The sequence below is a fragment of the Kribbella sp. NBC_01245 genome (genome assembly GCF_036226525.1).
In the GTDB taxonomy this organism is placed as follows: Bacteria; Actinomycetota; Actinomycetes; order Propionibacteriales; family Kribbellaceae; genus Kribbella.
On the sequence record NZ_CP108487.1, the window covers coordinates 1,466,122 to 1,489,176 of the forward strand.

Annotated in this window: 16 protein-coding genes and 1 pseudogene; 6 read left to right on the forward strand and 11 right to left on the reverse strand. The window is 67.9% G+C overall.

Annotated features, from left to right (window positions below; translation table 11 throughout):
• Window positions 1–44: 44 nt before the first annotated feature.
• The gene (locus OG394_RS06350; protein ID WP_328993985.1) at window positions 45–983 is read right to left on the reverse strand and encodes a helix-turn-helix domain-containing protein; all 939 of its coding nucleotides are present in this window, start codon (window positions 981–983) and stop codon (window positions 45–47) included.
• 488 nt (window positions 984–1,471) lie between these two features.
• Entirely contained in the window at window positions 1,472–1,723 is a 252-nt protein-coding gene (locus OG394_RS06355) for a hypothetical protein (protein ID WP_328993987.1), read from the reverse strand.
• A gap of 180 nt (window positions 1,724–1,903) precedes the next feature.
• Here OG394_RS06355 and OG394_RS06360 point away from each other — a divergent pair, with 180 nt between their 5' ends.
• The 3 genes from OG394_RS06360 to OG394_RS06370 are packed head-to-tail and all read left to right on the forward strand — an operon-like array spanning window position 1,904 to window position 4,886.
• Window positions 1,904–2,695 carry a GNAT family N-acetyltransferase gene (locus OG394_RS06360; protein WP_328993988.1) on the forward strand — a complete coding sequence of 264 codons (792 nt, stop codon included), beginning with the start codon at window positions 1,904–1,906 and terminating at the stop codon, window positions 2,693–2,695.
• 57 nt (window positions 2,696–2,752) lie between these two features.
• On the forward strand, window positions 2,753–3,529 hold the full coding sequence (locus OG394_RS06365) for an SDR family oxidoreductase (RefSeq protein WP_328993989.1): 777 nt from the start codon (window positions 2,753–2,755) through the stop codon (window positions 3,527–3,529).
• A 46-nt stretch (window positions 3,530–3,575) separates the two neighbouring features.
• Window positions 3,576–4,886: a VOC family protein gene (locus OG394_RS06370; protein WP_328993990.1), complete on the forward strand. Its 1,311-nt coding sequence runs from the start codon at window positions 3,576–3,578 to the stop codon at window positions 4,884–4,886.
• Here OG394_RS06370 and OG394_RS06375 read toward each other — a convergent pair.
• The gene (locus tag OG394_RS06375) at window positions 4,877–6,478 is read right to left on the reverse strand and encodes an adenylate/guanylate cyclase domain-containing protein (protein ID WP_328993991.1); all 1,602 of its coding nucleotides are present in this window, start codon (window positions 6,476–6,478) and stop codon (window positions 4,877–4,879) included. The two genes, OG394_RS06370 and OG394_RS06375, sit on opposite strands and share 10 nt — an antisense overlap.
• 196 nt (window positions 6,479–6,674) lie before the next feature.
• Here OG394_RS06375 and OG394_RS06380 point away from each other — a divergent pair, with 196 nt between their 5' ends.
• Complete coding sequence (locus OG394_RS06380) at window positions 6,675–8,450, forward strand: M1 family metallopeptidase (protein ID WP_328993992.1); 1,776 nt, start codon at window positions 6,675–6,677, stop codon at window positions 8,448–8,450.
• A 111-nt stretch (window positions 8,451–8,561) separates the two neighbouring features.
• Here OG394_RS06380 and OG394_RS06385 read toward each other — a convergent pair whose 3' ends face one another.
• Window positions 8,562–10,664, reverse strand: coding sequence for a bifunctional SulP family inorganic anion transporter/carbonic anhydrase (locus OG394_RS06385; RefSeq protein ID WP_328993993.1), 2,103 nt, complete (start codon window positions 10,662–10,664; stop codon window positions 8,562–8,564).
• A 159-nt stretch (window positions 10,665–10,823) separates the two neighbouring features.
• A complete protein-coding gene (locus tag OG394_RS06390; RefSeq protein ID WP_328993994.1) occupies window positions 10,824–12,080 on the reverse strand; it encodes an RNA-guided endonuclease InsQ/TnpB family protein in 1,257 nt (418 codons plus the stop codon).
• A 76-nt stretch (window positions 12,081–12,156) separates the two neighbouring features.
• On the opposite strand from OG394_RS06390, the pseudogene tnpA reads away from it, so the two are divergent.
• Window positions 12,157–12,476, forward strand: a pseudogene (gene tnpA, locus OG394_RS06395) (IS200/IS605 family transposase); the annotation flags it as partial.
• Between the two features lie 119 nt (window positions 12,477–12,595).
• Here the strand turns inward: tnpA and OG394_RS06400 are convergent.
• The 6 genes from OG394_RS06400 to OG394_RS06425 form a co-directional block, all read right to left on the reverse strand.
• Window positions 12,596–13,474, reverse strand: a complete 879-nt coding sequence (locus OG394_RS06400; protein WP_328993995.1) for a GNAT family N-acetyltransferase — start codon at window positions 13,472–13,474, stop codon at window positions 12,596–12,598.
• A 31-nt stretch (window positions 13,475–13,505) separates the two neighbouring features.
• On the reverse strand, window positions 13,506–15,278 hold the full coding sequence (locus OG394_RS06405; protein ID WP_328993996.1) for a gamma-glutamyltransferase family protein: 1,773 nt from the start codon (window positions 15,276–15,278) through the stop codon (window positions 13,506–13,508).
• The gene (locus tag OG394_RS06410) at window positions 15,275–15,793 is read right to left on the reverse strand and encodes a GNAT family N-acetyltransferase (protein ID WP_328993997.1); all 519 of its coding nucleotides are present in this window, start codon (window positions 15,791–15,793) and stop codon (window positions 15,275–15,277) included. The genes OG394_RS06405 and OG394_RS06410 overlap by 4 nt, the downstream gene beginning before the upstream one ends.
• A 118-nt stretch (window positions 15,794–15,911) precedes the next feature.
• Entirely contained in the window at window positions 15,912–17,126 is a 1,215-nt protein-coding gene (locus OG394_RS06415) for an SWIM zinc finger family protein (RefSeq protein ID WP_328993998.1), read from the reverse strand.
• Complete coding sequence (locus tag OG394_RS06420) at window positions 17,123–20,026, reverse strand: DEAD/DEAH box helicase (protein WP_328993999.1); 2,904 nt, start codon at window positions 20,024–20,026, stop codon at window positions 17,123–17,125. Before OG394_RS06420 ends, OG394_RS06415 begins: the two co-directional genes overlap by 4 nt.
• Before the next feature lie 103 nt (window positions 20,027–20,129).
• The gene (locus OG394_RS06425; RefSeq protein WP_328996805.1) at window positions 20,130–22,022 is read right to left on the reverse strand and encodes an ABC transporter ATP-binding protein; all 1,893 of its coding nucleotides are present in this window, start codon (window positions 22,020–22,022) and stop codon (window positions 20,130–20,132) included.
• A gap of 223 nt (window positions 22,023–22,245) precedes the next feature.
• Between OG394_RS06425 and OG394_RS06430 the strand changes: the two genes are divergently transcribed.
• Entirely contained in the window at window positions 22,246–22,998 is a 753-nt protein-coding gene (locus OG394_RS06430) for a TetR/AcrR family transcriptional regulator (protein ID WP_328994000.1), read from the forward strand.
• Window positions 22,999–23,055: the final 57 nt, after the last annotated feature.

Sequence of the window (23,055 nt, forward strand, 5' to 3'; positions counted from 1 at the left end):
CGATCCGACACTGCTGCCGGGATTTGTTGCGAGGACTTTCTGGGTTAGCTGTCGAGAAGGTGGCGGCGTTGGGCGTGGACGCCGGCCTGGAACCTGGTGCGGGCACCGAGTAGGTCCATCAGTTCGGCAACGCGGCGTCCGACCGTACGGCTGCTGAGCGTCAACTGCCGTGCGATCGCGTCATCCTTGAACCCGGCCGCGAGCAGCGTCATCATTCGCGCGTCGAGCTGGTCGGTGCCCGGCGCCTGGACGATCGGCACCGCCTGGTCCCACAACAGGCCGAACATCTCGATCAGCGCGTCGAGCAACGCGCACGGATGCACCACCAACGCACTGTCGACCAGCTCGTCCACCGACAACGGCAGCAGCGCGGCCTTCGCGTCGAAGACGGCCAGCTTCATCGGCACCTGCGGATGTACGCGCGACGTCTCGCCGGCATCCGCCGCGCTGTACGCCTCGTCGACCCCGCCCGGCACATCCAGCGAATCGGGCGAGTAGATCCCGCGCACGACGACGCCCTCGCGCATCAGACCGCGAACGGCCTGGTCCGATTCGTCGACCCTCGCGGCGTACGGCGGCCGGTCGAGTACGAGCAACTCGCGCTCAGTACCTTCCAGCAGTTGCGCGAACCGGGCCGCGATCGCCTCTTGCCCGACGATGACCTCGACCAGGTTCTCCGGCCGGTACCGCTCATGCGCGCGGACCTCCGACAGCATCGTCTGCGCCTCGGCCTGGACCTTGTCGAGCTCAGCCCGCTGCCGCGCGATCAACACGCCGATCGCGACATCGGGTCGGGCCGGCACCAGCTGATCGCCGTTGCGGCTGACCAATCCGAGCGCCTCGAGCTCTTCCACAGACAACGCGACCTCGGCCGGCGATCGTCCAAGCCGACCGGCTAGCTCATCACCAGTACTACCCGGCGCCGCCAGTAACGCCCGGTAGACCTCTTCCTCGGCAGCCGCCACCCCGACCGTCTCGAGCATCGCCCCTCCAACCCTCGCCTCGCGCGCCAGGCTAACCCCCGAACCGGATCACCGCCCCAGGTTTTCCGTCGGCCCAATGTCCTTTGCATTCATTCGTCGGAATCCGCCCTCCAGCCACCGCAAACCGGTACAGGCCAGTGGACGGAGGAGGGCGGATTCCGACGAATGAATGCAAAGAGGCGCTCGCCGTATCAACGCGGGAAACCGCGCGCTGTTCGCAAGGTCCCGACGACCAGGTGAACCCGCACCGCGGATGTTCATCGGGCCCTCGTGACCCGGCGTGTCGGCGTTCATCGGTCCCTTGTGACCACGCGGATCCGCACCTTGCATTCATCGGTCCCAAACCGCCCTCTCCTGTCTGCTTACCTGTACTGCCAAGCGGTGGTGGAGGGCGGTTTGGGACCGATGAATGCAAGGTGGGGTGCTGGCCGGCCATTGCTGCTCCGGCGGCCGCTTTCTGGTCAGTAGGGCCCGATGAATGGAAAGGGTCAGTGTTCGTGGACGTGGGTGCCGTGTTGGTGGTGGCGGTGGCCGTTGTGGAGGTGGTCTAGGTGGTCGTCGTGCTGGATGGTTTCGCAGCCGTCGCCTTCGGTGTGGACGCCTTCGTGGGACGGGTGGAGGCGGGCTTCGGGGTGGTGCTCGCCGTCGTGGACGTGGTCGACGTGGTCCTCGTGCTGGACCGTCTCGCAGCCGTCGTCGGGTAGGTGCTCGTGGTCGAGCGCCTCGGCATGTACCGTCATCGGTTTTTCCCTTCGTTCCGGGATTTTCACCCTTCACCTGGCGCCCCCGGAAGGCAAGTGCCGGATGGTTGCCGAGGGCAAGCTGTGAACAACCCGCGCAATTCCGCCCGGCCTTATTCCGCGCGACGAACACGCGATAAACCAGTGGGCGGATCCGGGTCGGGGGAGGAGGATTGGGGGATGATCGAGAGCTTGGGGTATCGGACGGATCTGATGCTGCTTCAGTTGGGCGGCAGCGAGGTCTCGGACCGTGGGGATTACCTGGTTGTCCGGACACCCGGCAACCCGACTTTCTGGTGGGGGAACTACCTGCTTTTCCGTACGTCGTTCGGCCCGGGCGATGTCGCGGCGCGGGTGGCGACGTTCAAGGCGGAGTTCCCCGATGCCGGGCACGTCGCGATGGGGGTCGATACGACGGAAGGCTTGATCGGGGCGGACGGGGAAGTCGCCGCGGCCGGGTTCGAGGTTGAGACGAATACGGTGATGTCGGCGACCTCGGTGCTACCGCCGGCCCGGCCGAACAGCGACGCGACCATCCGGCAGCTCGTCAGCGATGACGACTGGGACCGCCATCTCGCGTTATCCCTTGCGGTACACCGGATGGACGTCGCGGGCTACGAGGAATTCGCGGCCGCCCGCAACGCGACGTACCGCAAGCTGGTCGAGCACGGTCGCGGTGCATGGTTCGGCGCCTTCGAAGGGGCCGAGCTGGTCTCGGCCCTGGGGCTGGTGTCGGATGGCGGCGAGGTCGCGCGGTTCCAGCACGTGCAGACCCACGAGAGCGCGCGCGGTCGCGGTCTGGCGAGCACGCTGGTGCACCACGCCTCGGAGTACGGCCTGACCGAGCTCGGCGCGAAGACTCTCGTCATGGTGGCCGACCCGGAGTACCTGGCGATCCGCATCTACCGCGCCCTTGGCTTCTCCGACAACGAGAAGCAGCTCCAGCTCACCCTGCGGCCGTCTGGGGACTGAGGCTCAACGGCTACCCGCCGAGCGGTCAGGTGTTGGACGCCGTGGCAGGGTTGGGGCATGACTTTGCGCGATGACGTCTCGAGTGGGGATCAGGTCGAGAGCAACGGGACGGCGCTGGTGACGGGCGGCAGCCGGGGGATCGGCGCCGCCGCGGCGATCGCGCTCGCGGCCGACGGCTGGAACGTCGGTCTGAGCTATCGCACCCAAGCCGACCAGGCCGCCGCGGTCGTCGCCGCGTGCGAGCGACTCGGCCGCAAGGCTGTCGCGATCCAGGCCGATGTGGTGGATCCGGCCGACATCGAGCGACTCTTCGACGAAGTCGCCGCACAACTCGGCCCGATCGGCGCGGTGATCAACAATGCGGGTGTGATCTCGCCAGCGGGCCGTGTCGCCGAGTACGACGTCGAACGGCTCGAGCGCGTACTGCGAATCAACGTGACCGGCGCCTTCCTGGTTGCGGGAGCCGCCGTACGCCGGATGTCCACCGCCCGCGGCGGCACCGGCGGCGTCATCGTCAACGTGTCGTCCCGCGCGGCCGTCCTCGGATCTGCCGGGGAGTACGTCGACTACGCCGCCTCGAAGGCCGCGGTCGACGCCCTCACCACCGGCCTCGCGAACGAGGTCGCCGAAGAAGGCATCCGCGTCGTCGGCGTACGCCCAGGCCTGATCGAAACCGAGATCCACGAACCCGGCCGCCTCGACCGCCTAGGCGCCACCCCACCCCTCGGCCGCCCCGGCAAACCGGACGAAGTCGCCGAGGCGATCGCCTTCCTGGCCTCCGCCCGCGCCTCCTACATGACCGGCACCACCCTCGACGTCAGCGGCGGCCGCTAACCAAATCCGGACGAGCACCGTCCGCAAACAGCCCTATTCTGGGGCGATGAGCGAAGCGAGTGGCGGAGAGGACTGGCGGGGCGTTGGCGTTGGCGCAAGTGCTTGGTTCGACGCGCCGTCGCTGACCGCAGGTGCGGCGCTGGTCGGCCGCATCGCCGAATTGGCAGGCGGCACCGGCCTGCCTGACGTGGATCTGCGCCCCAGCGGGGTGCGCGTGCGGATCGGCGCGAGCGGCGCTGCGGATCTCAACGACGCTGATCTCACCGACGCGGATCTCGGCGAGGCGGACGTGGCGCTTGCGCGCGCGATCTCGCGGGCGGCTCGGGAACTCGGCTTGGCCGCCGATCCGTCGGCCCTGCAGACCGTACAGCTCGCGATCGATGCGGCTGACACGCCTTCGGTGATGTCGTTCTGGCGTACGACGCTTGCCTACGAGCCCGTCGGCGACGACGCCCTAGTGGATCCGCTGCGACGGGATCCAGCGTTCTCGTTCCACCCCCTGGATCAGCCACGCCCACTACGCAATCGGATCCACGTCGACGTCAGCCGGGCGCCCAACGCCGTGGATGCGGTCAAGGCCACCGTCGGTCAGGAGGCGTACGGCGCCTATCAGCTCACCCTCGCCGACGCCGAAGGAAACGAGGTCGACCTAGTCCCAGGCGGTGAACTCTCGAAGGAGACCGCCGACTGGCGGACGATGTTCGGCGCGATGACCTTCTACCCAACCGCACCCCCTTCGCAGGCAAGCGAGCTCGCGACGACCGTCGCAGGTCTGGCCGACGACGCGGGCTTGCCAATGCTGGTCGACCTACGGCCAGACGGCGTCACGATCGACAGCGGAAAGGACGAGTGGGAGGACGACGAGGGCGCGGCCGAGAGCCGATTCGTGGACCTGGCCAGTCGGATCCAAACCGCAGCGCGCGAGATGGGCCTCGCCGCGGACCCAACGCGCCTCCGCTTCGTACAACTCGGCATCGACGCTCTCGACGTTCCCGCGGTACGGGCCTTCTGGACGACCGTGCTCGGCTACCAGCACGACCGACGGCCTTTCCTGGCGGACATCCACGATCCGCGCCGACTCAACCCGGTCATCATCTTCCAGCAGTTGGACCCGGCGGACGAGGAACGGCGCCGGCAGCGCAACCGCATCCGCTTCGACATCTCCGTCCCGTACGACCAGCTCGAAGCCCGCATCAACGCGGCCCTCGCCGCCGGCGGCCGGATCGTCACCGACGAGACCCCGGGCGAGCAGCGAGATCAGCACCACGAGTTGAAACGCGGCCGCCGTTGCACGCTCACCGACCCGGAAGGCAACGAGCTGGACCTCGTCTCTTCTCCCGCGAGTGGTCACATCTGACCGTGACCACTCGCGGCAGGAGAAGGGTGGGGGACGGCCAGCGGGGTCGGAGTGGGGCGGCCGCGGAGGGTGGTTTGGCCGTGAGGGTGCCAGTGGGCGGCCTCGGTGGGGCTGGCCTCGGTCACGGCGGACATGGCGGCGATCAGGCGGCCGGGTACGGACTTGGCGAGTTCGGTGAGGCGGGCAGCTTCGTTGACCGGGTCGCCGATGACGGTGTACTCGTGGCGGCGTTCGTCTCCGACCGTACCGGCGACCACCACGCCCGCGGTGACGCCGATGCCGGCCGTTGCCTCGGGCAACTCCTCGGCCAAACGGCCCGCCAATGACCGCGCGGCGGCCAGACTGTTGCCTGCGGCATCGGGTAGTTCGGTGGGCGCGCCGAAAACGGCCAGTACGGCATCACCCGCGAACTTGTTCACAAGCCCGCCATGCCGGTCGACCTCGTCCACCACGATCGCGAAGAACCGGTTCAGCAACGTCACCACTTCGGCCGGTGGACGCGTCGCGGCCAAACCGGTGGACCCGACCAGGTCGACGAAGAGCACGGCCACGAAGCGTTCCTCACCACTGAGACTGCCGACGCCGTTGAGCTGGTCTCGCGTCAATGCGTCGCGGACCACCTCCGGCCCGACGTACCGGCCGAAGAGATCGCGAATGCGCTCGCGTTCGCGCAGCCCGGCGGCCATCTGGTTGAACCCGGCCTGAAGCGAGCCGAGTTCGGTGCCGTCGAACACCGGGATGCGAACGTTCAAATCGCCGCCTCCCATCACCGTGAGAGCGTTACGCACGGAGCGGACCGGGACCACGACCGACTTCGCCGACAGCACAGTCAGCACGAAGCCGAAGATCAGCACGACCCCACCAAGCGCCAGCATGATCACCGCCAGCCGAGTCGCCGATACGTCCTTCTCGATCAGCGAAACGATTGCTGCCAGCATCAAACCGGCCACCGGTACGGCTGAACCCGCCGCCCAGAAGAAGATCGTGCGCGCCTTCAACCCGGCGGCGAGCAGGCGCTTCGGGGGCGCGGAGTCGAGCAGCGCCCGGGCCATGATCGGCCGCAGCGAGAACTCGACCAGCAGGTACGTCGCGGCGCACGTCACGATCCCACCATCGAGCGTGGTGACGAACGACCGCAGCATGCTGTCCGGATCGATCACCAGGTCCACCACAGTGAAGAAGACACTCGCCAGCAGCCAGAAGAACGCCACGATCATCGTGACCTGAAGCGGCAGCCGCAACGTCGCGACCTGATCCCGCCGGCTGGCGGGCCGGCCTTCCTGCACCCAACGGGTCGCGCGTAAGCACCGCTTGGTGGCCCAGGCGGTGCCGATGACAAGGGCGACCGCGGCGTAGCCCGCGGCGATGAGAGCGTGTGTCAGCCGCCGATCTGACGAAGGCCCGGGCAGGACGAAGACGGCCAGGGTGAAGGCGACGGCCGCGCCGGTGAGATTCGCACCGATCAGGAAGAAGGTGAGCAGGATCTGAGCCCGGACACGCAACGTCGTCGGGCTCTGATCGGCAGGTCCAAGCAGCCACGATCCGAAGGGTCGCCGCTGCAGAACGCGGGCCGGATTCTGCTCCGCCATCATGGCTCCAGTCTGCGGCAAAGCCGGGCACCACCGGGGTTACCGGTAGATGTAAGTAAGGACACGCTAACCCGTGACGCTGTTGCGCCGTGACGCTTTTTCGCCACTGCACCGGGCCAAACCGTGGGTAAGGTCCTCCGGACGAACACCGCAGTACTGCAGCCACACCGGACGAATAACGGCCACACCAGGAGTACCCGTGACCCACGACCGCCACTCATATGCCGAACCGACCCTGGTCCGGACCCGGCATCTCGAGCTGGATCTCGAGCTCGACTTCAGCGCCAAGGTGCTGAGCGGCTCCGCAACGCACACCCTGGACTGGGCGGAGGGTCCCGCCGATCGGCTGCAACTCGATACCCGTGGTCTAACCGTGATCGCGACCGAGGGCGCACATGATGCCGACGACTGGGAGCCGCTCGCGTTCGAGCTGGCGCCGGCCGATCCCGAGCTGGGATCGGCGCTGACCGTTCGGACGGCCGGGCATCGCAAGGTGCGGGTGCACTACCGGACGGCGCCGACCGCGACGGGTCTGCAATGGCTCGAGCCGGAGATGACCGCGGGCGGCGTACTGCCGTTCATGTTCAGCCAGTCGCAGCACATCCACGCGCGCTCGTGGGTGCCGGTGCAGGACACCCCGGGCGTCCGGTTCAGCTACGCCGCCCACGTGACGGCGCCACCCGAGCTGATGGTGCTGATGAGCGCCGACAACGGAACCACGTCACGCCGTACGGGCTCGTATGACGTGGTCATGCCCGAGCCCATCCCGTCGTACCTGCTGGCCATCGCCGCGGGTGACCTGGTGTTCGAGGCGACCGGGCCGCGGACCGGGGTGTGGGCCGAGCCGGAGATGGCCAAGCGGGCGGCGGCCGAGTTCGCCGATACCGAGCAGATGATGCGGGTGACGGAGGCGCTGTTCGGGCCTTACCGCTGGGGGCGGTACGACCTGCTCGTGCTGCCGCCGTCGTTCCCGTACGGCGGGATGGAGAACCCGCGGATGACGTTCGCGACGCCGACCGTGGTGATCGGGGACAAGTCGCTGGTCAGCCTGGTGGCGCACGAACTCGCGCACAGCTGGTCGGGCAATCTCGTCACGCAGGACAGCTGGGACGACATCTGGCTGAACGAGGGCTTCACGTCGTACGTCGAGAACCGGATCGTGGAAGCCGTCTATGGCACGGAGTTCGCGGTGATGGAGACGGCGATCAAGCAGCACGCCATCGTCACCAAGCTGGAACCGCTCGACCCGGCGACGCAGGCGGTCGAGCTGCCTGGGCTCGACCATCGCAGCGAGTACCACGGGTCGACCGGGCTGGGTGCGCTGAAGGGGTCGTGGTTCCTCGCCTGGCTGGAGCAGCGGTTTGGCCGGGAGGCGTTCGACCCGTTCATTCGCGGGTACTTCGACCGGTTCGCCTTCCGCAGTATCTCCTCGGCGGACTTCGTGGGTCATCTCGAGCGGGTGCTGCTGGCCGAGCATCCAGGCGTTGTCAGCGCGGAGGAGCTGGCCGCTTGGTTGAACGAACCTGGCATCCCGGCGTTTGCCGAACGTGCCGCGTCGGCCCGGTTCGCGGCCGTTGACGAGGCGCGGGCGAAGTGGCTCGAGGGTGGGTCATTGCCTGCGGCAACGGCCGGCTGGGCCACGCAGGAGTGGCTTCGCTTCCTGGACGCGATGCCGGACGTGCTGACCGTTGCGCAGTTGCGAGCGCTCGACCTCGAGTTCGGCTTCACCGGTACGGCGAATGGCGAGATCGCGCGGCGCTGGTACTCGATCGTGGCGGCCAGCGGCTACCAGCCGTCGTACGACGAGATGCGCCACTTCCTGCTCCGCGTCGGCCGGATGAAGCTGGTGCTCCCGGTGTACAAGGCGCTGGTCTGCGCGGGCGCGTCCGACCTCGCTCGCGACATCTACACCGCCGCCCGCCCCGGCTACCACCCAATCACCTCCGCCGCCGTGGAGAAGATCCTCGGCGCCTGACCTCTTATGGTTGCGTTCATTCGTCGCAATCTGCCCTCACCGACCGCGGACCTGCAGTGGCCCGCCTCCTGCAGAGGGCAGATTGCGACGAATGAACGCTAAAGGTGGACGTTAGAGGTGGTTGAGAGGGGCGGTGGCGGTGGCTAGTTCTTCGTCGGCGCGGATTAGGTAGGGGTCGCGGTCGAGGACGAGGCGGGCGGCGGCTGCGCCGATGTCGAAGTAGAGGCCGACGAGCTCGAGCCGGCCGGCGTTCTCGGCTTCGCGGACGCAGGCGAACGTGCGCAGGTTCTGCAGTTGGATCGCGACGTTCGTGACGGACAGCTTGTCCGCTGCGCTGAGGGTAATGCCGGTGACCGGGTCGATGATGTCGGGTCGTTCGGCGGCTCGACGCACGCTCGGCTCGAGGTGGCGCAACCAGCTACGCAGGGCCGGACCGTCCGGCGTGGCCTCACCCATCGCCGCAGCCGCCGCGCCGCAATGGGAGTGGCCGCACACCACGATGGAGGCGACCCCGAGCACCTGTACGGCGTACTCGATGGCAGCGTCGACGGAATTGTCGCCCGAGTCGTCGCCCGAGCGCGGCACGAGATTCCCAACGTTGCGAACGCAGAACTGGTCGCCCGGGCCGCTGGTGGTGATCATCGTCGGCACGATCCGCGAATCCGCGCAGGTGATGAACAACTGGGTCGGCCGCTGCCCATCCGCCGCCAGTCGCGCCAGCATCGGCCTGACCTGGTCCGCGGCGGTCGCCTCGAACTCGCGAATACCCAGCAGGATCGACGTACGCTGAGGGCGGGTGTCGTCCTCGCGGCGTTGAGCCGGGTCGAGGATCTTGCCGCCACGGGCGATGTGGCCGCGACGCCAGTCCTGGATGGCCTCGTACGCCGCGTGGTCGAGGTGGTTGACCCGTACGTCGAGGCGAACCGCCGCGCCGGGTGGCACCATGCGCAGCGTGCGGATCAGGGACGAGACGCCGAGGAAGACCAGGGTGCCGCGAATGCGAATGGTCCAGACGCCGTCGTCGCCCTCGGTGGCCGTGACCGTTGCCCTGGACAACCGATACAGCACGCGCCCCAAGGCAAGCGCCAGGCCCGCGAGCACCCCCTCGGCCAGACCGAGCAACGCCACCCCGGCAGCGGTCACGACGTACACGATCAGCTCGTCGTGGCGTCGCAACGTCCGGATGTGGGCGAGTTGGACGAGCCGCAGGCCAGTCACCAGCAGCACGCCCGCGAGGGCCGCCATCGGGATCAGCTCGAGCATCGCGCCGGCGGCCAACACGAACGCGGCGATCCAGAGGCCGTGCAGGATGGCCGAGGCGCGACTGCGGGCGCCTGCCGCGACGTTCGTGGAGCTGCGCACGATCACACCCGTGACGGGCATGCCGCCGAGTGCGCCGGAGACCGCGTTGGCCGCGCCCTGGCCGATCAGCTCGCGATCGAGATTGCTGCGTTGGCCGCGATGAAGCTTGTCCACGGCAACGGCCGAGAGCAGCGACTCGACACTCGCGACCAGCGCGATCGTCAGTACGGCGCTGACGATGTCGAGCCATGGGCCGTGGGGTAGCGCGGGCATGACCAGCGAGCGGAGCGGATCGGCCGGCAGGTCGACGCGGGTGACGCTGACCGCGAACACCGAGGCGAGCACGGTGACGGTGACGACCGCGACCAAAGGTGCCGGAATCACCTTTACTTTGGGCAGTTTCGGCCAGACCAGCAGAATCAGCACGGTCAGTAGGCCGACCAGCACCGAGGCCGGATGATGGGCGACGAGCTGGGCGGGCAGGGCGGCGAGATTCGCGAGGAGCGAACTCTCGGCCTGACCACCCAGCACCACGTGTAATTGCTGGACGGCGATGGTCACGCCGATGCCCGCGAGCATGCCGTGCACGACCGCGGGGGACAGCGACAGCGCGAGCCGCCCGATCCTCGTGATGCCGAGCAGAATCTGCAAAAGCCCTGCTGCACAAGTGATTCCGGCGGTCGCCGCCCAGCCGAACTGGGCAACCAGCGAAGCGACCACCACGGTGAGACCGGCCGCCGGACCACTGACCTGTAGCGGGGACCCTCCGAGTGCCCCCGCGACAACGCCACCGACCACGGCGGCGACCAGCCCGGCTATCAACGGCGCGCCGGACGCCGCGGCTATGCCGAGCGACAGCGGTATTGCTATCAGGAACACCACCAGCGAGGCCGGCAGGTCATGGCGAAGCACGGACCTCAAAGTGGTCCGGTCATGGGCAGGGTGAGATGACTCGGTGGTCGGCACGGGTCCTCCGGCGTTGAGTGCTCTGGGCAGCGGAACGTCGAAACAAAGAGTGTCGATCTGGTCACCGAGTGTACTTGGTGATTCAGGCAACCACGAATGCAGTTGTCATGGGCAACAATTGACGTCCTCCAGGCCATAATGGACCTGGATTCCTTCCGCCCGCGTGTGCGTGCCTGGGTGGGTTCCTGCTTCAACGCGCTGTGCCGGGACCTTCGTCCTGGTCTTACCGGCGCTCTGCGAGGCGTTTGGCCTGTCCGCCCGTCCGGCGGCCAGAATGTTTTTCGCTGCATTGATGTCGCGGTCGTGGACGGTCCCGCACTCGCGGCAGATCCATTCCCGGGCACTCAATGGTTTGGGGCCGTCCTTGATGCCGCATGTCGAGCAGACCTGAGAAGTCGGCTCGAACCGGCCGATCTTGCCGAAGTGCCGGCCGTGCTTGGTAGCCTTGTACTCCAGCATGTTGACAAACGCCGACCATCCGGCGTCGTGCACGGACTTCGCGAGGCGGGTCCTGCCGAGACTGGACACCGCGAGGTTTTCCACATACACCGCTTGGTTGTCGCGGATGATCTGTGTGGATGCCTTGTGATGGAAGTCCCTGCGGCGGTCGCCTACACGGGAGTGCTGCCGTGCGACTTTGATACGGGCTTTGATCCGGTTCTTCGACCCCTTGGCTTTGCGGCTGAGGTCTTTCTGGAGACGCTTGAGCTTCTTCTCAGCCCGGCGCAGGAACTTCGGAGACGAAATCTTGGTGCCGTCTGCGAGAACCGCGAAATGCGTGAGCCCGACGTCGATGCCGGTCTCGGTGTTCATCTCAGGCAGGAAGTCCGGCTCGGTCTCCACAACGAAGCTCATAAAGTACCGGCCCGCAGCGTCCTTGATGAGCGTGACGGAAGTCGGCGCCGAGGGAAGCGGCCTGGACCACTTCACCTTGATATCGCCGACCTTGGCGATGTAGACGGTGCCATTGCCACGGACGCTGAACCCGTTAGCGGTAAGCCGGATCGACTGCCTGTTGTCCTTGCGGCTCTTGAACCGGGGCGGGGCGACCTTCGGGCCCTTGCGCTTACCGGTCACCGAGGAGAGGAAGTTGCGGTAGGCGGTGTGCAGGTCGCGAAGGGACTGGACCAGCACCACCGAGGACACCTCGCCCAGCCATGCGCGCTCTTCGGTCTGCTTGGCTGCGGTGATGACCTGCTTCTGGAGGTCGCCGTCCTTGATGTACGGCAAGTCGGCGCTGCGGGCCTCACGCCGGGCACGGAGCCCGTCGTTGAAGACCACCCGGGCACACCCGAAAGCCCTGGCCAGCGCGATGGCCTGACCAGGCTCGGGGTAGGCCCTCACGTTGTACCGAAGCTGCACACCGAGGATCGTATTTCGCTTGGTCTTTGGACACAATTTCTCTGACAACCGACGTGGCAGGCATGTGGTTTCAGCAATGCACGTCCACCTGGTCTTCGTCGCGAAGTACGTCGAGGTGTCTTCACCGACGAGATGACGACGCGCTGCGATGAGATCATGCGAGAGGTCTGCCAGTCCTTCGAGGCGCAACTGTCGAGTTCAGCGGCGAAACCGATGGCGTGCACCTTCTGGTGCACCACCGCCGAAGATGTCTCTCCTGGCCGGTGGACAGCCTCAAGGGAGTCTCCGCCCGGTACATCCGCCGCTGTGGCCATGCCCTCGTACACGAGCCCCTGTGGTCACCGTCCTACTTTGCCGCATCCCGGCGGAGCGCCACTATCGATCATCCGTCAGTACTCCAGCAGCAGGGCCCAGCAGCGTCCTGGATCAGTGCGGACCGTCCGGGCTATCCCGGCCGCGTGCACCAAGAATATCGGTCAGGCGGCGCCGGTAAATAAGTTGTCGCAGGCAACTAACTAGATGTCGAGCTGATACATAAAAGTGCGATGGGTGGGCAGGTAGCCGAGTTTGTCGTTAATGCTGCGCATATAGGTGTTGCTGTCCGCAGTATCGGTCAACAGACCGCTGAGCTCGGGGTAGTCGAGCTTGGCCCGGCGGATCGACTCGGCCTTCATCCAGCGGGCCAGACCATGACCGCGATGTTCGGGCAGTACGCCGGTGCCGTAGTGCTGGGCGTCGCCGCGATGATCGCCGGGCACGACCAGTTCGCTGAAGCCGGCGATCGAACCATCGTTGACGTCGATCGCGACCACGGTGTGCAGGTGGTTACCGCGCTTCGCGATCCGCTCGGCCGCGGCCCGGACCCGGTCGACGTCCCACGTCTCGGGACCGTAGTCCGCGTCGTCCATCGGCATATCGTCCATCGCCTTGCGGGACGCCGCGAACGACTCGGCCAAGTCGTCGGGCACAGTGCCCTGCCACGTCTCGAGCCGATAGCCCGGATGCGGGCGGCCGGTGAGCTCGGTCAGCGCGTCGAGATCGACCTCGGCCATGGGGAGACGGGCATAGGTCAGCGTGAGCACCACCCGGAAGTCGCGCGCCGCGAGGAACTTGTCGCCTGCCGAGTCGGCCTCGACCTGGACGACCAGGGATCGCCGCCGCTCGGCCTTCGCGGCAGTGGTGGCGGCGTCGAGCAGGCGGCTGCCGATGCCGGTACGACGTGAGTCGGGGTGGACGGTGACCTCGAGCTCGCCGAGGTGATCCTGGCCGGGCGCGGTGAACATGCGCAGGAACGCCGACCCCACCGGCGCGGAGTCGGCATCGCTCGCCAGCCAGGCCAGCCGGTAGCTGGTCGGGGTCCGGTCGGGATCGGTCAGGGCGGTGATCAGTACCACTTGTCTCCTTATTTCAAAGGCTCTTACCGACTTAACGACCGACAGCGTAACCCTGCATGCCGCGTGGGTTGGCCCCGGCGGTGAGGACGCCGTCGGCCTCGCGTCCGACCGCGCAGAGGCGGCCGAGGCTCCACGGATCGGCGACGGTGACATCGTGACCGCGCCTGCTGAGCTCCTCGATCACACCCGGCGCGAAACGGTCCTCGATCGTCAGCCCGGCCGGCTCGATCTCACGCGGCCAGAACGAACTCGCGAACGACCGCGTGTGCCAGGCGGGCGCGTCGATCGCCTGCTGGAGCTCGCGGCCTTGGGCCAGGTGGCGGAGCAGGAAGATCAACTGCCACTGGTCCTGCTGGTCGCCACCAGGTGATCCGCAGGCCAGCACGAACCGCCCGTCGCGATGCACCATCGTCGGCGTCAGCGTCGTCCGCGGACGCTTGCCCGGGGCAAGGGATGACGCGAGGCCCGGCTCCAGCCAGAACATCTGCATCCGGCTGCCCAGGCAGAACCCGAGCTCGGGAATCGTCGGCGACGACTGCAACCAGCCGCCGCTCGGAGTCGCCGAGATCGCGTTGCCCCAGCGGTCCACCACATCGACATGGCAGGTATCGCCGCGAGTCCGCCCGTCGGCCCGCACGGTCGGCTCGCCGGTCGACGGGTCGCGGTCCAGGGGCGGTTTGCTTTGCGTCGGCATCGCCGGGCGGCGGCCGTCGGGACTGCCCGGCCGTTGCTCCGCACTCGCCTCGGGCCCGATCAGCGCGGCGCGGGTAGCGGCGTACTCGGGGGAGAGCAACACCTTCAGCGGTACGTCGAACCCGTCGCCGTACCAAGCCTCCCGATCCGCGAACGCGAGCTTGAGCGCCTCGGTCACCACGTGCACGCCGTCGGCCTGCTCCAGCTGGAGGTCCTTCGGATCGCCCAGCTGGCTGAGAGTGGCGAGCGATTGCAGCAGGACCGGGCCTTGACCCCACGGGCCGGTCTTCGCGACCGTATGGCCGTTCCAGTCGAGGGTGGCGGGTGGCTCCCAGCTCGCCTGGTACGACGCGAGGTCGTCGCCGGTGACCAGGCCCGGGTGGTCGCGGCCGCTGGAATCGCGATGGGGGATACGGGCGAAGCGGTCGATGGCCTCGGCGACGAATCCGGTGCGCCATTCGGTACGGGCGCGTTCGATCTGCGCGACGCGGTCGGGCCCGGCGGTCTCCGCGATTTGGACGAGCCGTTCGAGGGTTTCGGCGTACGCCGGATTGCGGAAGAGGTGGTTCGGGGTTGGCGGGCGACCGTCGGTGAGCCAGAGGGCGGCGGAGGTCGGCCAGTGCTCGCGGAACAAGTCGTTGACCAGGGCAACGGTATCGGTGGCGCCGGCAACCAGCGGATGGCCGTTGCGGGCGTAGCCGATCGCCGGCTCGAGCACCTCGCGGATGGTCCGGGTGCCGTGGTCGCTCAGTAGTAGCAGCCAGGCGTCGACCGCGCCGGGCACAGCGGCGGCCAGCGGGCCCGAGCCGGGGATGAGGTCGAGACCGAGGTCGCGGTAGTGCTCGATTGTCGCGGCCTGCGGAGCGGGACCTTGACCGCAGAGGACCTGAGGCGTGGGGTCGTTGGCCGTCGCGATGATCGCGGGGACCTCACCACCCGGGCCATTGAGGTGTGGCTCGACGACGTGCAGCACGAACCCGGCGGCCGCGGCGGCGTCGAACGCGTTGCCGCCGAGTTCAAGCAGCCGCATCGCCGACTGGGATGCCAGCCAATGCGTGGACGAGACCATGCCGAACGTGCCGCGGAGCGTCGGCCGCGTAGTGAAGCTCACTGGTCCCAGGCTTTCGCGTAGTAGATCGTGCCGGTCGGATGCGGCCGCGAGTCGTCGAACACCTGCGCCATCATCGCGTCGCCCGCTTCGAACGTCGCCCGCAGCCCGAGCCGGGAGGCGGGAGCGAAACCGAAGCGCGGGTAGTACGTCGGATGGCCGAGCACGACGACCAGGTTCTCGGGTTGTGCCCGGGCCGCGGCCAGGGCGGCGCGGATGACGGCCGAGCCGACGCCTTGGTTCTGCCAGTCCGGTACGACGCCGCACGGGCCGAGCGCCAAGGCGGGTGCCTCGTCGATCCGGCAGCGGGTGATCAGGGCATGGCCGATGATCGCGCGCGTGGTCGCTTCTTCGGCCACCACGGACAACTCGGGAAGCCAGGTGTCCGGATCAGCTCGCAGCCCGTCCAGCACGTCGCCCAGGTGAGGCTCGGCCGGAAAGGCCTGAACGAGCAGGGACCGGATCGCCGGTATGTCGGCAGGAGTCTCAACCCGTACGTTCCACACCTGATCTGGCACACGCTCTCCTCTACATCCGACGCCCCGCGCCGCCCAATATGCCAGCCACCTCCGAGATCCGCCTCAGCATTTACTGACCGCCCGTCCAGGGTGCCAGGCTGCACCCTGGACGGGTCGGCTAAGTGTCGAGGGCGGTGAGGACTCCGACGGGGTCTCGGTCGGGGGGACCGGTGGGGGTCCAGGCGTTGTTGACTAGCTCGTACGGGTGCCAGCGGCCGACGTGGTCGAGTCTGAGCTGGCGTGACTCCGTGCCGCTGGTGAGGGTTAGGCGGTTGTCGGTCAGGTCGACTTCGAGGGTGTCGTCGTCCCAGGCTGCGACCAGTTCCGCTCGGGCTCTCGCGGCTTCGCCGGTGGTAGGCGTCCACGAGTGTTCGAGAACGTCCAAGCCTTCGGCGCCGCCGTACGTCCAAGCCTGCACGGCCGTCGGCAATTCGGCGGGTCGTCCGGTCGTGGAGGCGAGTCTCGTCGCGAGTGGCGGGTACGACGCGGCAAGTCGTACGGCGTCCTGCCACTCGTCCAGCTCGGCCGGCGGGGTTTCGTCGGCGACGAGTCGTGCGAAGAGCCGTCGAGCCCGTCCGACCGCATCGATCACCAGCAGCGGCAAGGTGTTCGGGTCGAACCCAGGTGGCGGCTCGATCCCCGTGATCGGCAGATCCTCGACCGCCAACTGCCCGGGGGCCGTCGGCACCTCAGGCAGTCCCTCCCGAACCGGCCGTTCCGACGAGGCCTGAGCGACGGCCGGTGTGAGCGGCTGGGGTGCTTCCACCGCGACGGTGTGGTGGAGGCGGTCGAGCAGGGTGTCGCGGCCTTGCCCGCGCAGGAGCAGCAGGATGAACGGGTCTTCGTCGAGCAGCCAAGCGGTTTGGTAGCAAAGCGCTGCCGCATGCTGGCACGGCAGTTCCCAGGATTCGCAACTGCAGGACGGATCGAGATCACCGATGCCGGGCAGCAGCGGCACCCCGGCATCACCGGCCGCCTCGACCAGGGCGTGCGGCATCTCCCCATCGAGCAGCGCCGCGAGGAACCCGGAACGCGCCGCGATCTGCTCGATGAACCGGTCCCAATCCGCGTCCGACAGCTGATCGACCAACACCACCGAGTCGTAACTGTCCTGCGGCCCATGCACGGTCGCCGCGATCCGGCCTGGGCTGACCGTGATCGTGCCGACCTGACCCGAGTTCGCGTAGCGACGGCCCTTGCGGAGCTGGTCCGAATCGAGCGACGTGTCCTCCATCGCCTGCACCCACGCCCGTCCCCACCAGGACTGCCCGCGCGTACTCCTGCCCTTGTGGGCTGGGAAAGCCGGGAACCCGCGAGCCTGTTCGCCGTTCATCGGGCACCCCGCAGCTCGACCAGGTCGGCCAGTTCGTCATCGGACAGCTCGGTCAGCGCAGCCTCACCCGAGGTCAGTACGGCGTCGGCCAGGTCGCGTTTGGCCGTGAGCATGGCGGCAATGCGGTCCTCGATCGTGCCCTCCGCGATGAGCCGGTGCACCTGGACCGGCCGGGTCTGGCCGATCCGGTAGGCGCGGTCGGTCGCCTGATCCTCGACGGCCGGATTCCACCAGCGGTCGAAGTGCACGACGTGGTCGGCCCGGGTGAGGTTGAGCCCGGTCCCGGCGGCCTTGAGCGACAGCAGGAACACCGGCACCTCGCCGGCCTGGAATCGCTCGACCATCTCGTCCCGCTGGCGCACCGGCGTACCACCGTGCAGGAGTTGGGTGGCGATACCGCGACCGGCCAGGTGCCGCTCGAGCAGCCGCGCCATGGCGACGTACTGGGTGAAGATCAGGACCGATCCGTCCTCCGCGACGATGGTGGCGAGCAACTCGTCGAGCAGTTCGAGCTTGCCCGAACGCCCGGTCAGCTTGGCCGTATCCGGCTCCTTCAAGTACTGCGCGGGGTGGTTGCAGATCTGCTTGAGCCCGGTCAGTAGTTTCACGATCAGACCGCGTCTGGCCATCTTGCCGCCGGCCTTCACCTCGTCCATCAGCTCGCGCACGGTCGCTTCGTACAGCACGGCCTGCTCGCGCGTCAGCGAGACGTTCTGATCGGTCTCGGTCTTCGGCGGCAGCTCTGGCGCGATACCCGGATCGGTCTTCTTCCGCCGGAGCAGGAACGGCCGAACCAGCTGCGCGAATCGCTCGGCCGTGTCGGCATCCTTGTCCGCCTCGATCGGCACGGCCCACCGGCTACGGAAATGGCTGAGCCGCCCGAGCAGCCCGGGCGTGGTCCAGTCGAGGATCGCCCAGAGCTCGGACAGGTTGTTCTCAACGGGCGTGCCGGTGAGCGCCACTCGCGCCTTAGCCGGCACCGCCCGCAGCGCCTTCGCCGTACCGGACGAAGGGTTCTTCACGTGCTGCGCCTCATCCGCAACAAGCAGACCCCAGTCATGCGCACCGAGGCGGGCCGCGTCCCGCCTCATAGTCCCGTACGTCGTGAGGACGAACCCGCCCTCGGCCTTCGGCAACGAGCGCCCGGTGCCGTGGAATCGGTGCACGGGCACGCCCGGCGCGAACCGTCGAACCTCGCGCTCCCAGTTGCCGAGCAGTGACGCGGGACAGACCACGAGAGTCGGACCACTGGTCTGGGCATCGAGCTGGCGATGCAGGTGCAACGCGATCAGGGTGATGGTCTTGCCTAGACCCATGTCATCGGCCAAGCAACCACCGAGCCCGAGCGACGTCATCCGGACGAGCCAGCGCAGACCGCGCAACTGGTAGTCCCGCAAGGTCGCCTGCAACGCCGCCGGCGCCTCGGGCGGATCGTCGGCGCGATCGGGATCGGCGATCCGGGTGCGCAGCTCGTCCAGCCAGGCGCTCGCGCTGACCTTGACCTGGCGGCCGTCGATCTCGGTGGCACCGGTCAGCGCTGCCCCGAGCGCGTCGATCGCGGTGACGGGTTTGAGCATCCGGTCGCGGGCTTTGCGGGCCAGCTCCGGGTCGATCAGCACCCACTGGTCGCGCAGTCGCACCACCGGGCGGGTCGCCTCGGCCAGCGCGTCCATCTCGGCCTCGGTCAGCGGGTCGTCGCCAAGCGCCAGCTGCCAGCTGAAGGTCAGCGTGCTGTCGCCACCAAAGAAGCTCGGCATATCCGAAGGCGCGGCCTCACCGGCACCGATCGCGGCGCGCGCCGTCAGCGTCCGCTCGAGCCCCTTCGGCCAGTGCACGTCGACCCCGGCTGCCGCGAGCCGGGCGGCACCACTCGCGAGCAGGTCACCGACTTCCTCGTCGGACAACGGCATCTCAGCCGGTACGGCGGAGTCGAGCAGCCGGGCCAACGGCGCCCAGCTCCGCGCCGTACGCCGAATCGCCAGCGTAGTGTCGATCCGCGCCCGCGTTCCGAACCCCGGAACCTCCCCGGCCCAAACCTCCCGAGCATCCCGCACCAACGTCGGATCACTCAAGCTGTGCAGCTGCACCACGGCCACGAACTCCCCAAACCGCGAGTCGGCCTTTTGGCTCAATTGGTCCAGCCCAGTCAATTCGTCGGAGCCGTCACTCAGGGCCGGCGCCCGGTCGAGGTCGAGGCGCAGCGAGATCCGCACACCGGAATCGAGCCCGGCCGAAACCTCGTTGGACCACGAGCGCAACTTCGGCACCGGCTGCGGGGCCTTGGCCGCGAACGGCAGCGTGCCATGCGCGGCGACCGCCGCGGGGGAGCGAGGCATCCCATCCGCCACCGCATCCAAAAATGCCCGAACCAACGCCTCCGCATCACCCCCGCTGGCGCCTGAGACGTCGGCTCCCGCGACTGCGCCTGCCGGGTCAGCTCCGGCGCCCGCGGATGCCGAGTCGGCGAGTGCACCGGCCGGGAGGACCTGCGCGAGGTGCTGGATGCGCTCGACGTCGCTGGCCTCGAGCGGCCCGACGCGCCACGCGTCGTACCCCTCGGGACTGACACCAGGCAGCAGCCGCCCGCGGGCGACGAGTTGGAGAGCGGTCAGCGCCGCCGTACCCCAGAAGGCCGTCGTCGGATGCGAACCACCTGCAGTCCGCGCCCGCCCGAGCACCGGCACAGCCGCACTCACTGGCACCAACACGACCCGCCGCACGCCCTCACTCCCAGCGCCCGGATCCACGACGAGCTCAGCCGTCTCGCCCAGATCCAAGGGGAGGTCTTCGCCGTCGGGCGACCAGAAGGCCATGCGGCTATTGCGGGGCGGGTCGGCCGGCTGGAAGGCCACTGCGAAGTGGCCGAGCCGATTCGTCGCCTCGATCGTTCCCTGCGTCACGCCTTTGTCGCTCCCCGCCTCGTATCCGTCAAAATCCCCGCCAGAAGTCCGATCGACCGGCGCGACGCTTGGTGGTCGACGACGTGCCGACCGCTCAGCCCATTCAGCTCGCCCCCACCTCAACTACGTCTTCGTCCTTCGGCGCGGCGGGCTGGTCGAACTGAGTCCGGTAAAGCTGCTCATACCGCCCACTCGCCGCCAGCAACTCGGTATGCGTGCCCCGCTCGACGATCCGCCCGTCCTCGACCACGAGAATCACGTCGGCCGCGCGAATGGTCGACAGGCGATGCGCGATGACCACCGCAGTCCGCCCGGCGAGCGCCTCGCTGAGCGCGGCCTGAACGGCGGCCTCGGAGGTCGAATCCAGCGCGGCCGTCGCCTCGTCGAGGATCACCACGCGCGGCTTGGCCAGCAGCATGCGCGCGATCGTCAAGCGCTGCCGCTCACCACCCGAAAGCCGGTAACCCCGCTCACCGACAACCGTGTCGAGGTCATCCGGCAAGGTGCGGATCAGGTCGGCCAGCCGCGCCCGGGTGAGCGCGTGCCACAGCTCCTCCTCGGTCGCCTCGGGCTGGGCGAGCAGCAGGTTCTCCCGGATGCTCTCGTGGAAGAGGTGCCCGTCCTGCGTGACCATGCCAAGGGTGTCGCGCAACGACTCGGCGGTCACGTCGCGCACGTCCACGCCGGCCAGCCGGACCGAGCCGGAATCCACGTCGTACAACCGCGGAATCAGCTGGGCGATCGTCGACTTGCCCGCACCGGACGAACCAACCAGCGCCACCATCTGCCCGGCTTCGGCCTTGAAGGACACCTCGTGCAGCACCTCGATACCACCACGGGTGTCGAGCTTCGCGACCTCCTCCAAGGATGCGAGCGAGACCTTGTCCGCCGACGGGTACGCGAAGCTGACCCGGTCGAACTCCACCTGCACCGGCCCGTCGGGCACCTTGCCGGCGTAGGGCTTGTCCTTGATCAGCGGCTCCAGATCGAGGATCTCGAAGACCCGCTCGAAACTCACCAGCGCGCTCATCACCTCGACGCGGGCACTCGCCAGCGCGGTGAGCGGCGCGTACAACCTGGTCAGCAGCATCGCCATCGCGACAACGGCACCGGCGTCGAGCTGATCGCGCAGCGCGTAGAACCCGCCGAGGCCGTAGACCAGAGCGAGCGCGAGCGCCGAGACCAGCGTCAGCGCGGTGATGAAGATGAACTGCACCATCGCCGTGCGCACACCGATATCGCGCACCCGCCGGGCCCGGTTGGCGAACTCCGCCGACTCCCGCGCCGGCCGGCCGAACAGCTTGACCAGGGTCGCGCCCGGTGCCGAGAAGCGCTCGGTCATCTGCGTGCTCATGGTGGCGTTGTGGTTCGCGGCCTCGCGCTCGAGCCCGGCCAGCCGGGTGCCGATCCGGCGGGCGGGGAACACGAAGACCGGCAGGATGACGAGCGCCAGCAAGGTGATCTGCCAGGACACTCCGAGCATCACCACGAGAGTCAGCGCCAGCATCACCAGGTTGCTCACCACGCCGGACAATGTGTCGCTGAAGGCCCGCTGCGCGCCGATGACGTCGTTGTTCAACCGGCTGACCAGGGCGCCGGTCCGGGTCCGGGTGAAGAAGGCGATCGGCATCCGCTGCACGTGGTCGAACACGGCCGTGCGCAGCTGCAGGATCAGGCCTTCACCGATACTCGCCGACAGCCAGCGCTGGACCAGGCCGAGACCCGCCTCGACTATCGCGATCAGCGCGATCAGCAGGGCGAGTCGCAGCACCACGCCGAAGTCGGAGCCGTCCACGATCGCGTTCACCACGCGACCGGCCAGCACCGGCGTCGCGACGGCCAGCACCGCGCCCGCCGTACTGAACACGAGGAAGAAGATCAGTAGCCGGCGATGTGGTCTGGCGAACGCCAGAATGCGTTTCAGCGTCTCGCGCGAGAACGGTCGCTTGTCGTCCTGCGCGTGCATCGCGTGGTACAGCGAAGTCCACGCGGTCATCTCCATGCTCACACCGAATCACCGGTTCCAAGGTCACGAAAAACAGGGATGTTCTGATGGTGACAGCCGCCACCGACAATTTCGTGTGAGCCTAGAACCTCAATAAAGCTTGAGGTCAAGTTCCGCCCTTCGCCGACAACTTCACGAACTATCTGGGTACAGTGTACGAGGTAGCGCAAGGACATTACCCGAAGATCACCCAGTTGACGACCGAAGGTGGCACGTGACGACTGAGTACAGCGGCAGCGGCGACCCTGTCCGCACACTAGAACTGCTCTGGGGTCTTCAGGCGGTCCCGACCCGCGGTCCGAAGCCGGCGCACACGGTGGCCGACGTCGTCCGCGCGGCGATCGAGGTCGCGGATGCCGAAGGCCTGACTGCGATGTCCATCCGCCGCGTCGCGGACCACCTCGGCGTCGGCGCGATGACGCTCTACCGCTACGTCCCGGGCAAGGCCGAGTTGCTCGATCTGATGGTCGACACGGTCCTCGGCGAGCTCACCCAGGCGGCGCCAACGAAAAACTGGCGCGCGGATCTGGAGGCGATGGCGCGCGACACCCGCGCGTTGTACCTGCGGCATCGCTGGCTGATCCAGGTCGCGACCAGCCGTCCGCCGATGGGCCCGAACGTGATGGCGAAGTACGAGCGCGAGCTGAGCATCGTCGAGGGCATCGGCCTGTCCGATATCGATATGGACGCCGCGATCGCTTTGATGAACGAGTACGTGCACGGCGCCGTCCGTGGTGCGATCGAGTCCGACCAGATTCAGAAGGAGAGCGGGCTGACCCACGAGGAATGGTGGGTCAAGCTGGCGCCCGTTCTCGCGCGAGTGCCGCAGCTGGTCGACTATCCGCTGGCGAATCGGGTCGGTACGGCGGTCGGCGTCGAGTTCAATGCGCCGTACGACCCGGACTACTCCTTCGAGTTCGGCCTCGGCCGGGTCCTGGACGGAATCGAGAGTCTGCTCAAGGCATAACGCGCAGCGCGGTAAATCGTTTTGGAGTGAGCACTCACTCAGCTATCGTCGAATGCC